Source organism: Okeania sp. SIO1H4 (genome assembly GCF_010672695.1).
Taxonomy (GTDB): domain Bacteria; phylum Cyanobacteriota; class Cyanobacteriia; order Cyanobacteriales; family Microcoleaceae; genus Okeania; species Okeania hirsuta.
Genome location: NZ_JAAHGB010000052.1, coordinates 16,300 through 29,438 on the forward strand (window position 1 = coordinate 16,300; position 13,139 = coordinate 29,438).

The 13,139-nt window shown below is 35.5% G+C and carries 7 protein-coding genes; 4 read left to right on the top strand and 3 right to left on the bottom strand.

The window, feature by feature from the left end:
* Positions 1 to 151: 151 nt before the first annotated feature.
* Positions 152 to 790 (bottom strand): peroxiredoxin, encoded by a 639-nt coding sequence (locus F6K06_RS24905; RefSeq protein ID WP_124147296.1) that lies wholly within the window; start codon positions 788 to 790, stop codon positions 152 to 154.
* Positions 791 to 946: 156 nt separating this feature from the next.
* Here F6K06_RS24905 and F6K06_RS24910 point away from each other — a divergent pair, with 156 nt between their 5' ends.
* The gene (locus F6K06_RS24910) at positions 947 to 1,249 is read left to right on the top strand and encodes a hypothetical protein (protein WP_124147295.1); all 303 of its coding nucleotides are present in this window, start codon (positions 947 to 949) and stop codon (positions 1,247 to 1,249) included.
* 240 nt (positions 1,250 to 1,489) lie between these two features.
* Here the strand turns inward: F6K06_RS24910 and F6K06_RS24915 are convergent, their stop codons facing one another.
* Positions 1,490 to 2,449 (bottom strand): alcohol dehydrogenase catalytic domain-containing protein, encoded by a 960-nt coding sequence (locus F6K06_RS24915; protein ID WP_124147294.1) that lies wholly within the window; start codon positions 2,447 to 2,449, stop codon positions 1,490 to 1,492.
* Positions 2,450 to 3,557: 1,108 nt separating this feature from the next.
* On the opposite strand from F6K06_RS24915, the gene F6K06_RS24920 reads away from it, so the two are divergent.
* The gene (locus F6K06_RS24920) at positions 3,558 to 4,853 is read left to right on the top strand and encodes a serine/threonine-protein kinase (protein ID WP_287243378.1); all 1,296 of its coding nucleotides are present in this window, start codon (positions 3,558 to 3,560) and stop codon (positions 4,851 to 4,853) included.
* 1,497 nt (positions 4,854 to 6,350) lie between these two features.
* The gene (locus F6K06_RS24925; RefSeq protein ID WP_287243379.1) at positions 6,351 to 8,387 is read left to right on the top strand and encodes a serine/threonine-protein kinase; all 2,037 of its coding nucleotides are present in this window, start codon (positions 6,351 to 6,353) and stop codon (positions 8,385 to 8,387) included.
* Positions 8,388 to 8,618: 231 nt separating this feature from the next.
* Here F6K06_RS24925 and F6K06_RS24930 read toward each other — a convergent pair whose 3' ends face one another.
* Positions 8,619 to 10,445, bottom strand: a complete 1,827-nt coding sequence (locus F6K06_RS24930) for a serine/threonine-protein kinase (RefSeq protein WP_124147291.1) — start codon at positions 10,443 to 10,445, stop codon at positions 8,619 to 8,621.
* Between the two features lie 993 nt (positions 10,446 to 11,438).
* Between F6K06_RS24930 and F6K06_RS24935 the strand changes: the two genes are divergently transcribed.
* Positions 11,439 to 12,968: an AAA-like domain-containing protein gene (locus tag F6K06_RS24935; RefSeq protein WP_124147290.1), complete on the top strand. Its 1,530-nt coding sequence runs from the start codon at positions 11,439 to 11,441 to the stop codon at positions 12,966 to 12,968.
* Positions 12,969 to 13,139 lie beyond the last annotated feature (171 nt).

Sequence of the window (13,139 nt, forward strand, 5' to 3'; positions counted from 1 at the left end):
TTCGTTTAACTTCTATTACATTTTTAATCCGATAATGAACCACAAGAAGGATAAGTTTTAGTTCAATTCATACAATTCTATGGCGGGAAATGTATATGTTTCTCAAGAGTTGATACCTGACTGCTGAATGCTGAATGCTTACATGATAACTTTACTTATTTGGTTGAGGGGTCATCCGCAAATATGACTTAACTTCTGTGTAACCTTTGGGGAATTTTTGTTTTAATTCTTCAGGGTCTTTTAAAGAAGGAACAATTACACAATCATCACCATCTTTCCAGTTTACAGGAGTAGCAACTTGATAATTATCTGTTAGTTGCAAAGAATCAATTACTCTGAGAATTTCCTCAAAATTACGACCTGTACTAGCGGGATAAGTAATAGAAAGACGGAGTTTCTTTTCGGGGTCGATAATAAAAACAGTACGAATTGTGAGATTATTTAAGGAGTTAGGATGAATCATATCGTACAAATCAGAAACCTTTTTATCCACATCTGCCAGAATAGGATAATTAACAGTTGTACTCTGGGTTTCATTAATATCTCCAATCCAACCCTTATGAGATTCTGCATCATCCACACTTAGGGCTAAAACCTTAGCACCTCTTTTGTCAAATTCTGGTTTGAGTTTGGCAACTGTACCTAGCTCTGTTGTGCAAACTGGCGTGTAATCAGCAGGATGGGAAAATAGCACTACCCAGCTATCTCCAGCCCACTCATAAAAGTTGATTTCCCCTTCAGAAGAATTTTGGGTAAAGTTGGGTACCGTGTCACCTAATCTAAGGGCCATAGCTTAACTTCCTATATTGTTTATAGTGAACAATTCTCTATGTTTTCATCCTATAATCATTTAAGCTTTTAACTTTATATAATCTTAAAAATTAGATTAAATTTAAAGTTATGTCATATGTTATGAATTAGTAACCATTGTGATGAATTATTAACCATGTTTCAATTTATTTATTTTGTAATTCATGCCATACAACCATTTTTGGTTCCTCTGTGTTTTGTCTTTGCTTGGGGATTGATAATTTTAACGTTCTGGAGTATAATCGGTGCCCTACTTGATTCAGTGCGTAGAGCGAAACAGATGCACAAAATTCCCTGTGCTAATTGTCTATTTTTTACTGGAGATTATCATCTTAAATGTCCTGTACAACCTAAAGTTGCTCTTTCAGAAAAAGCAATTAATTGTATTGACTATAGACCTAAATCTGTGAGTTGGTACGACCGGATTAATTCCTATTGAAGAAGTAAGAAGTAAGAAGTAAGAAGCAAGAAGGGGTAAATATTGAAAGAAAGGGAAAAACGATAGAGATAACTATCTCAAATCAATTATAACTGCTATTTTTAAGCATATCTAATCGAGATGCACTTTTTATAGCATTCTTTTTTGAAACTGATATTAGGCAATAGTTAGAAATAGTTTTGATGCTTGCTGCTTTTTGATTTGAGGTGTATAAACTTAATTTCAAAAAAAATCAACAGCCTATTCCTGCCCAATATCCACTAATACTTTTAATATTCCCTTCTTCTGAGCATGAACAAAAGCATCAATTCCTGCTTCTAGAGGATAATGAGCTTGGATTAATGGCTTGACATTAACCTTCTGTTGTGATAGTAGTTCCAATGCTGGTTTAAAAGGTCCGCAACGAGAACCAACTAAAGTAATTTCATCCACCACCAACGATGAAATATCCAAACTCAGATTCCCAGCATAAGTACTTTTGAGGACCAAAATACCACAAGGGCGAAGAGCACGACGAGCGATCGCAAATCCTTCTGGGTTGCCAGTACATTCCACTGCCACATCAAAAGCTCCTGTAGTAACCGCATCAGCAAACCCAGTTTTAATTCCCCGCTCCTCTAAATTTGCCAGTTTTTCCCGATGACGACCAATAACCAATAACTGACAATCAGTCAAAGCTAAAGTTTGTGCCACCAATTGTCCGAGTTTACCATCCCCCACTACTAAAACTTTATCTACTGGGCAAATTTGTATCTGTTGCTGAATTTCTAGTGCTGCTGCTACTGGTTCGGTAAATGTAGCTTCATCGGTTGAGACATTTTCAGGTACCGGATGGAGATTTTTTACTGGCAAGGTGAGATATTCGGCAAAAGCTCCATTGCGGTTAACTATTCCCAAGACTGTCCGATTTTCACAGTGGGTAGGTTGGTTGCTTAAGCAAAAGCGACAATAACCACAAGCAGCATTAATTTCTCCTACCACTCGTCGATTGAGTAAATTTTCGGGCCCTTGTTCGACCACACCAACAAATTCATGGCCTAAGATTCCTTTGTAAGGGTAGTAACCTCTGAGAAGTTCTAGGTCTGTATTGCAGATACCGGCACGCAAGACGCGGACAAGTGCTTCTCCTGCTGGGGGTTCGGGTGTAGGGAGGTCGCTGCGGAGTTGGAGTTGTTGATTTTCTAGCCAGATTCCTTTCATTATTTCTATTTTTTGAGTAGGTTTAGTTAATTTGATTTTAGGCCTTGAAGAAGGAGACAGGAGACAGGAGACAGGAGGAAAATTACATGGGGATTCGCTCCCCCAAGTAATGCGTGAACACGACCGTTGACGGTGGGGTATTAAACCCACAAAGAAAATGATAAAAAAGTAGGTGGGATAAATCTAGTGTTATTCCTGCCAGTCGTAAATTTAAGGAGACAGGAGACAGGAGACAGGAGACAGGAGACAGGAGGAAAATTACATGGGGATTCGCTCCCCCAAGTAATGCGTGAACACGACCGTTGACGGTGGGGTATTAAACCCACAAAGAAAATGATAAAAAAGTAGGTGGGATAAATCTAGTGTTATTCCTGCCAGTCGTAAATTTTGTGATATTTGCTTACTTTTGGTTAACCTAAATTTTTTTGTGCCTTCTTAACTTAAGAGTTAATACCAATTTGATCAATGTTTGCTACAAATAGTGGCTTTGTTGCATGAAAGTTGCGATTCGCTCCGCGATCCGTTCCAGAATCGCAAAATCACCCCTGTAGAGGAATAAATGAGAATAGTACTTTGTCACTTTCCGGCTGACAACTTTGAATCATACTGTTGACCATAGCACATTGTATGAATAATTCCACTGGCTGACTATCAAATTTTCGTCGTTGCAACTTGCCTCCAAACATCACTTTCAGCCTCAACATTGTGGCCTGGGATCAGGAGCGTCCGTGGTAGCCACTTTCACCCTTCCATTTCTTTCGCCCACAGATGCCAATAGGTCTGAGGTTCTCATCTCTAGGATGGGGCTGGACTTTACCGAATAATTAAGGTTTAAAGCCTCTCCTTTAGATTTGATTAATAAATCGGCTGGGAAATATTTAAAAGATTAAACTACTCTAACTATTTTATAATTTTTATAATTTTTATAATTCCTGACTTCTAAGTAGAACATGGTAAATTTTGGACGCTATGTATCAAATTGTCAATTAGCTCAAAAGTTTATCTTGATTGAATTTAGGTTGTTTTTTGATTAAAGATGCAACGTCTTTTTTTTAGTTTGCTCTACTTAAAACCAGCTATAAATTTCTCAAAAAAAATCAAAAAAATAATGATTAACGAAATACTTAGGCGTCGTTATCAAATTATCTCTGAGTTAGGAAAGGGTGGTTTTGGAACTACTTATTTAGCAGTTGATTTAGACCTTCCTAATTGTCCTCAATGTGTGGTTAAACAACTAACTCCTTTAGACCCGCGTCCACAAGTTTTTAACATTGCTAAAAATTTATTTGATAAGGAAGCAAAAATATTACATCGTCTGGGAAAACACGAGCAAATTCCTCAGTTATTTGCCTACTTTGAAGAAGATGGGCAATTTTATTTGGTTCAAGAATTTATTGAGGGATATGACTTAACAAAAGAGATTTATTCTTGGAATAAATTTTTAAGGAGTAGATTGAGAGAAGATGAGACTGTTCAATTATTAACTGAAATTTTGTCAGTTTTAAAATATGTGCATCAGCAAAATGTAATTCATCGTGACTTGAAACCTGAGAATATTATGCGGAGAAAATCTGACGGGAAAATTGTCTTAATAGATTTTGGGTCGGTGAAAGAAATTAAAGGATTAACTGTGATGAGAGGAGGTAAAACAACTGTAACAATAGCAGTAGGAACTCCTGGATATATGCCTATGGAACAAGCAGCAGGTCGACCTAAGTTTTGTAGTGATATTTATGCTGTGGGAATCATGGCTATTGAAGCATTAACTGGAGTTAATGTAAATCTACTTCCTAAAGATATCTCAACTGGTAAAATTATCTGGAAAGATCGAGTTAATGTAAGTGATAATTTAGGTCGGGTTCTTAGTAAAATGATGTTGTATGATTGGAGACATCGTTATCACAGTATTGATCAGGTGATGGCTGAACTCAGAGTTGGTAGTTATTCTGCTAATGCTACTACATATCAACGTACTTTCTTTTCTAGGAAACTAGTTAACGATTATTTCGCAACTGTTGCAGGTTCTACTGTTCTTAATGTTGGGAATTCTCTACAACCTGCACTCTCTAATGATATGCGTCTGGTTTCAGATAGTGGGGTTGACTATCGTAAGTTGCGTGACTTATTAGCGGCAGGAAAGTGGAAAGAGGCAAATCGGGAAACAAATATAGTTATGCAAAAAGCTGTCAAAGCAAGATGGCTAGTTAAGCTACAATTATTGTCAGGATTAAATTCCAAAAGTATCAAGAAAATTCCTTGTACCGACTTGCAAACTATTAACAAACTCTGGGAAAAATACAGTAATGGGCACTTTGGGTTTAGGATTCAAAAGCAAATTTACTTGGATACCGGAAATCTACTTTTAAAAGATAGAAAAGAAATTTATCAACGATATAGAAAATAAATTTATCAACGATTTGGAGAGAAAATTGGATGGAAACTGAAGCGAAATTGGGGATTTTTTGGTGGATGGTTGTTCTACCATAATATAATCTTTGAAAGAAATGCTCCTAGGGGACATCTCCCTGTATTGGCTCCTATTAGTTTAAAAAAAGTAGAATATTTGCTAATACTTGCTTTAGGCAGCCTTCTTTTATTTTGCTTTTACTTTTACTTTTACTGGGAGCAATATAGGTTTATTGATTTGATTATAAAATCTGTGTTTATTTGTTATCTTGTATTTCTATTTAAATACCTTTTACAGTTTAGTTTGTCGCAGTCTCATTATCTTATTTGTACTATCTCAAAGAAGCTTGATGAGCATGATAAAATATAAGCCTTTGATTCATCAACAGAAAAAAGTTTTAGCAAGTAATTTGTAGGGAGTTTTCTTTATTTCAACATTTCCATAGCTAGCACTGAGAATTTTCACCGAAAAATAAAGGTTTAAAGCCTCTCATGAGCAAGGAGAAACAAGCGGTTGAGGGATGGCGTTAGCGGAGCGGGTCTGTAAGAACGGGTCTTCTCGCCATATCCAATCGACCAAGAGAGAAAAAATTTTCCTTTTATTCAATCCTCTTCCTTTTAGGGAAAGGTAATTATAAATTATCAATTATCAATTATCAATTATCCATGATTGAACCCCACTCCGTTCCACTTGCCATCACAATATTTACTTAATTGTCATTGCGAGGGGTTAGTTACAGTAGGTTGGGTTAAGCGATAGCGCAACCGAACAATTATGCAGCCTATTCCATATAAATGTAGCACAGTAATTCCAGTACTTCAGACCAACAATAATCAAACCTTAATTCAACAGTTCAAAAACTGTTTGAAAATATACTCCTACTGTACTTCATAAACCTGAAATTTGCTGTAAGTATTTGTTGGGTTACTCCTGCGGAGAAGCAAGCTACGTTCCTCAACCCAACCTACAAATTGGTTAAAATATTAAAATATAAATCCAATTCAAAAAAAATCAAGAAATAATTATGGCAAATCTCACAATTAATGACTTACCTGATGAATTAATGGCAAAAATTAAAAAATTAGCTAATAAAAATAATCGCAATTTAATTCAACAAGTTATTGTAATTTGAAAATAACTTTTGCAAGATGAAAAACCAAAATTGCTAACTTCTCAAAATATAGATACCACTTAGTCAGAAAAACGCAAATTAGTTCCCCAACTTATAGCCAGAATCGAAAAAGCAATTATGAGTCAATCCCAATTACTAACTATAAAATTAAATGCCCAAGATTATATCGGTGCAGCCTAGCGTAGCTATATTGCCTAGTAAAAAAAAGTTCAAAGATTAAATTGACCCCTAAAATAAATATTATAGCTAAAAGATTACTTTGATTAATAAATCGGCTTAAAAATATTTAAAAGATTAAACTACTCTAACTATTTTATAATTCCTGACTCCTAAAAAAAGCTATAAATTTATCAAAAAAAATAATGATTAACAAAATACTTAGACATCGCTATAAAATTATATCAGAGTTAGGTAAAGGTGGTTTCGGGACTACTTATTTAGCACTAGATTTAGACCTTCCCAATCATCCTCAATGTGTGGTAAAACAACTAGCCCCATATGACCCACGACCAGAAGTTTTTCAAGTTGCTAAAACTTTATTTGAAAAAGAAGCAATAACATTACAACGTCTCGGAGAACACAATCAAATTCCCAGATTATTTGCCTACTTTGAAGAGGGTGGGCAATTTTATTTAGTTCAGGAATTTATTGAAGGAAATGATTTAACAAAAGAAATTTATCCAGGGAAAAATTTTGGTGAAGATCGGACTATTCAACTCTTAACTGAAATATTGTCAGTTTTACAGTATGTACATCAGCAAAATGTGATTCATCGTGACTTAAAACTGCAAAATATTATGCGGAGAAAATCTGATAGAAAAATTGTATTAATCGATTTTGGGGCAGTGAAAGAAATTAAAGGGTTAGCAATTACAACTGGGGGTCATACAACTATGACAATAGCAGTGGGAACTCCTGGATATATGCCTAGCGAACAAGCAGCGGGTCAGCCTAGATTTTGTAGTGATATTTATGCTGTGGGAATGATTGGCATTGAAGCATTAACTGGTATACAAGCAAATAAATTAGTTAAAGACAACTCAACAGGTGAAATTGTCTGGAAAAATCAAGTTAATGTTAGCGATAAATTAGTTTTAATTCTAGATAAAATGGTGTCAGATTATTGGAAATATCGTTATCAAAGTATTGATGAAGTAATAGTTGAATTGTCTGATATTAATAATAACTTCAATAATCAATCGCCACAAGAAATATCACAACAACATACAGTTGTAATAAATAGTAATCAGCATAATAGTCAGCCAAAAACTACTATTCCTTCCACTTCCTCCTCATCAAATTCTGCTCAAACTTTAGTTAAAATAGGTCTAGGTATTGGTATTGCTTTCAGCATTATTATTGCTTCTATTATTATTAATAATATTCCTAGTGAACAGGAAACATCCTCATCTACTAAAAATAGTCAAAAAGAGAGAGCATCAGTTAAGACTTCAACCCCCAACCTCATTTCCTACGCTACTAATATTTCTGAAGTTCGTACCCTCAGCGGTCATAATGACTGGATTCGTTCCATTGCCATTAGTCCCGATGGGCAGACTGTTGTTAGTGGTAGCTGGGACAATACTATAAAAGTTTGGGATTGGGTAAATGGTAACCTCCAAGGAACTTTTGCTACTCAGAGTGACAAGATTTTTGCTGTCGCTATTACCCCTGATGGACAGACTATTATTAGTGGTGGTGCTGACGGCACTATCAACATCTGGGATTTGGCAACGGGTAGTCTCAAAAATACTCTCACTGGTCATAGTAAAGCAGTTTATTCTATTGCCATCAGTCGCGACGGACAAACTGTTATTAGTGGTAGCGCGGATGGCACTATCAAAATTTGGGATTTGGCTACAGAAAGTCTGAAAGCTACTCTCACTGGTCATAGCAAAGCAGTTTATTCTGTAGCTATCAGCTCTGAGAAACAGATTATTGTCAGTGGTAGTGCGGACGGGACTATCAAAATCTGGGATTTGGTAACGGGTAGTCTGATAAATACTCTCACTGGTCATAGCGATCGGGTTCTTTCTGTTGCTATTAGCTCCGACGGACAGAATGTTGTCAGTGGTAGTGCGGACGAGACTATTCAAGTCTGGGATTTAAGATTTTTTTCTAAAGTTGAAAACGACATCATATTAATCAGCAATCTCAAAAATACTCTCACTGGTCATAGCAACGAAGTTTGGTCTGTAGCTATTAGTCCCGATGGTCAGACTATTGTTAGTGGTAGCGAGGACAAAACTATCAAAATTTGGGATTTAGCAACGGGTAGTCTCAAAAATACTCTCACTGGTCATACGTGGGTAGTGACTTCTATTGCCATCAGTTCTGACGGCCAAACTATTGTTAGTGGTAGCGATGACAAAACTATTAAAGTCTGGTCAGCGCGTTAGTAGGTAGGAAGGCAGAAGGCAGAAGGCAGAAGGCAGAAGGGAATATTGGTTTAAAGGGAGAAGGTTTTTTATAATTAATTATCCGTTAGCGCAGCTCCCCTGCAAGGGGAACATGATATTATCAGTATTTCCGACTTAAGCAGGATGCAAGAAAATATTTGATAATTCTATAATTACTTCACTCCCCCACTCCCCAACTCCCCCACTCCCCCACTCCCCAACTCCCCCACTCTAACTCAACCTCCGCCAAATACCCACACTTCCATCACCACAACCTGCTGCCAACATTTGACCATCTACACTAAACGTTACTGCATTAACTACTGCTTCCTGACTCAATACTCCTAACTCCTCCATCGTATAAGGGTTCCATAAATACATATTCCCATCTCGACATCCACTTGCTAAAATCAAACCATCGGGACTAATAGCAACCGCATTCACTCCATCAGGATGCTGCAATATTCCTAATAAATCTCCGGTCGCTAACTGCCACAACCTAATAGTATTGTCACTACTCCCACTCGCTAATATCTGACCGTCAGGAGCGATCGCCACACTCCGCACCACATCACTATGACCAGTCAAAGTCAACAATAACCTCCCTGTCCCTACATCCCACAACTTAATCGTCTTATCTCCACTCCCACTCGCTAATACTTTGCCATCAGGACTAATAGCAACTGACTCCACCCATGCAGTATGACCTTTCAAATATCCTCGCATTTTCCCACTGTTGAGATACCAAACCTTCACCGTCTTGTCACCATGACCGCTTGCCAATATCTGACCGTCTTGACTAATAGCGATCGCCTGCACAGCACCCCAGTCTTGACCCAACCAACCACCTAGAGTTCGCACTAACTTACCAGTACCCAAATTCCAAACTTTTACAGTGCCGTCATTACTACCACTGACCAAAGTCTGACCATCTGAACTAAAAGCGACCTCCTGCACCCATCCCGAATGACTAAACATCCATCCCCCCAAAGTACGGGGTTCGCTACCAGTCTTCAGAGTCCAGACTTTAATGCTATTATCTTCACCCCCACTCACCACAGTCTGACCGTCAATACTAAATGCTACTGTTCTGACTTGATCGCCGTAACTTTCTAAACTTTCATACCCTTCCCAAGAACTCTTTGTAGTCTGCATTAAATCATTCAGTACTTCTTCTACTGAATGATAGCGTTGTTGAAGCGCTGGTTCTAACATCCGATCAATAATATTATTCAAAGATGTGCTTACAGGTCTGGGTAAATGTTCCTGCCATAACCATTCTTCACCATGACGCAGGTCGAAGGGGTCGAGTAGAGTCATTAACTGAATGCAGACAACACCTAAACTATAGATATCGCTAGCAAATACAGCTTGACCAATTAACTGTTCTGGTGCAGTATATTCTGGAGAACCGATAACCGTACCACTTTTGACTGCGGGATTAGTAGAAATAGCTTTGGCAGCGCCGAAACCTACTAAATATAAATTTCTTCCCCAGTCATATTCATTCTCATTAGTACCACGACGGATAATATTTTCTGGTTTAATATCCCGATGAATTACTTGATTTTTGTGGATAAACTGCAAAACTGGCAGTATTTCTCTCAGAAATTTTCTAATTTTTTGTTCGTTAAATGTTCCTTGTTCTTTTAATTCTTGAGCTAAATTTTTACCTTCTATATATTCTTGTACTAAATATCTATAAGATGAGACAACAAAATAGGCTAATAAACTAGGAATTTGTGGATGTTTTCCTAGTTTGTCTAGTTGTAATGCTTCTCGGCTAAATGAGGCTGATGCTTTTTCTATTTCACTAATATTTTGTGCTGCATTTTTGCCAGGAATGCCTACAGGTAAAAATTGTTTAATTACACATATTGGTTTTGAAGGGATGTCTTGATCAACTGCCAAGAATGTCCGGCTAAATGTACCTATTCCGATTGGTTTTAGGAGGCGGTAATGTTCTCTAAGGATTAGTTTTGCACCGCAACTTTGGCAAAATATATTTTTGTCTGGGTTTTGAGGTTTTTGACAAGTAGGATTGTAGCAATAACTCATATTTTGTACGGGTAATAACTTAGTTGATTATTTTAAAATATATTGATTTTTTTATTTTTTTCTTGTTTTGCAGATCAATTATTTTTTTCATTTAATTTTTATAGTAATCCGTACATAATTTGTAAAAAATTCCAAAATTGATAAACAGTTTTAAACTCTTACACTCTGTTGCTTTTTCCCAGAATATTTTTTATACAATTGAAAGAGCATTACTACATTATACCAAAAATTCGTCATGGTTTCCACTGTCACAATCATGTATACTAGATAAATTTCTGTCATCATTCAGGGAAAAACACCTATAATTAAGTAGGTAGCTGTAGGCAAGAAGTAAATTTAGGAATAAATATAACTAATAGACATCTCCAAAAATCCAAAATAAAATCAATTTTTATCCATAAATTCTCAATTATTTCTTCCTACTGCCTACTGCCTACTACCTACTGCCTCTTTTATGGAGATGTCTAATCAGGGAATTCTATTTGATGTGTAATATTTATTTAAGTAATTGATTTTATGCTGTGGATTTTTATTTATAGCCAATTAAATAATACCGTTAACTTTTAAACTTAGAGATTATTATAGTCAGGAATCATGCCTTGTATATCAACAGAATATTTAGCTCATGTCAATTCAATTATCAGTTATCAGTACCTCCTACAATGGGAGGCTTGAGACCTGATTTTTTTTGTCATAATTAATACTTTTGAGGGCAAATAATGTTAAAAATAGTATAGGTAAGATTATTAGTGAAGAGATTAATCTTTTTATTCAACTCACCTTGAGATATAGCAGAAGAAAGAAGGAAAAATATGTCGCTGTCTAAGTTTTAAGCTTTTGATCTGTCCTAGCCTTTGCTTCGACTGCTATATTTGGAATTACTCAACTATACTAGATATAATATTGTTTAATTTTATAGTTGCTACGCTATTGAACCTAAAACATACAACCTATCACCTGCTTCAAACAGTTGCTAAATCACCTAGTTTTACCATGCAAAAAATACTTATATTTTCAAACAAAAGCTATAAAATAAATTTACTTACTACTCTTTTTGTTGAACAAATAGAAGCAAATAAATATGAATATTTTATAGCAAAAAATAACGACAAAAAAGCAGAATATTTGCCAGATTTAGAAAGAAAACTCAACCAATCTGATTACTTGATTTTGTTATTGAATCCTCAATCAATAACCTGTGAAATGGTAACAGAAACGGTGAGACGAGCAAGAGAATTTCAAAACATTCATCCAAATAATAAACCTTGGATTCTACCTGTTTTAATTGATACTTCTGTCGATCTAACTTGGGATTATAATCTCTATGCTTACTTGAATAAAATGCCACAATGGGAATTAAAAAGTGAAGAAAATATTCAAGACTTAGTTGCTGAAATTATGCTCTTAATCGGAAATGAATTATCTCCCTCAATTCCTGAAACAAAATCAAGATTAATATTAAATAATTCTCTGAATATAAATGAGTATAATAAAAAACCTTTGCCATCCTCACTACCAAAGTTACCCAAAAATCAAGATGATTACCATCATAATTTTTATATTAAGCGCTCTCCTCTTGAAGAAAATTGTTATCAAGAAATTACTAAACCTGGTGCTTTGATCAGAATTAAGGCACCGAGACAGATGGGAAAAACATCTTTAATGGCAAGAGTTTTACATGATGTTGAAAAATTAGGATATCAAACAGCAGTATTAAACTTTCAATTAGTTGAGCGTCAAATTTTTGACAATTTAGATGGATTCTTGCGATGGTTTAGTGCCGAGGTAGCTTCAGAATTAAATTTAGCTGCTAATTTAGATAATTATTGGAACGAAATTTTTGGTAGTAAAATATCTTGTAAATCTTATTTTGAAAGACATATTTTGAAAAGTATTGATACTCCTATAGTATTAGTATTAGATGAAGTAGATAATATTTTTCAATATCCAGAAATTACTGTGGATTTTTTTAGTTTGTTACGAGCTTGGCATGAAGATGCAAAAAATCGCGATCTTTGGAAAAATATGCGGTTAGTAGTTGTACATTCAACAGAAAGTTATGTGCCTATAGATATTAATCAATCACCTTTTAATGTTGGCTTACCAATTGATTTACCAGAGTTGAATGCAGCCCAAATCAAAAATTTAGCTAGCTATTATCAATTGCAATTAAATATCTCTGAAATAGAAAAATTAATGGCAATTGTTGGTGGAAATCCTTACTTAATCAAATTAGCTCTATATGAAATTTATCAACACAATATTAGCATTGATGATCTATTAAAAACAGCAGCAACAGATGTAGGATGTTATGCAGATCATTTACAGCGACATTGGTGGCATTTACAACAATCTCCAGAGTTAGCACAAGCAGCTAAAACAGTAATGAATTCTAATCAACCAGTACAATTAGAAACAATGCAAGGGTTAAAATTACACAGTATAGGATTAGTCAATTTCCAAGAAAACCAAGCAACACCACGTTATGATTTATATCATTTATATTTTAGAAATCGTCTTTAAATTCAAACAACTATTAGGACTTAAACATTTTATGGTTGAAAAATGGCGCTCGTGTCAGTCTAGATCAGGGAATTACTTCAATGCGCTCAAAATGCCTAGAACCCTTGGTAATTAAGGAATTATACCTTTTTGACTAAAAGCCAGTCCCTGTCTAGATTTGAGCCTATTTTA

Coding starts and splice junctions, on each gene's coding strand:
- F6K06_RS24905 (WP_124147296.1), bottom strand. CDS start 790: ATGGCCCTTAGATTAGGTGACACGGTACCCAACTTTACCCAAAATTCT.
- F6K06_RS24910 (WP_124147295.1), top strand. CDS start 947: ATGTTTCAATTTATTTATTTTGTAATTCATGCCATACAACCATTTTTG.
- F6K06_RS24915 (WP_124147294.1), bottom strand. CDS start 2,449: ATGAAAGGAATCTGGCTAGAAAATCAACAACTCCAACTCCGCAGCGAC.
- F6K06_RS24920 (WP_287243378.1), top strand. CDS start 3,558: ATGATTAACGAAATACTTAGGCGTCGTTATCAAATTATCTCTGAGTTA.
- F6K06_RS24925 (WP_287243379.1), top strand. CDS start 6,351: ATGATTAACAAAATACTTAGACATCGCTATAAAATTATATCAGAGTTA.
- F6K06_RS24930 (WP_124147291.1), bottom strand. CDS start 10,445: ATGAGTTATTGCTACAATCCTACTTGTCAAAAACCTCAAAACCCAGAC.
- F6K06_RS24935 (WP_124147290.1), top strand. CDS start 11,439: ATGCAAAAAATACTTATATTTTCAAACAAAAGCTATAAAATAAATTTA.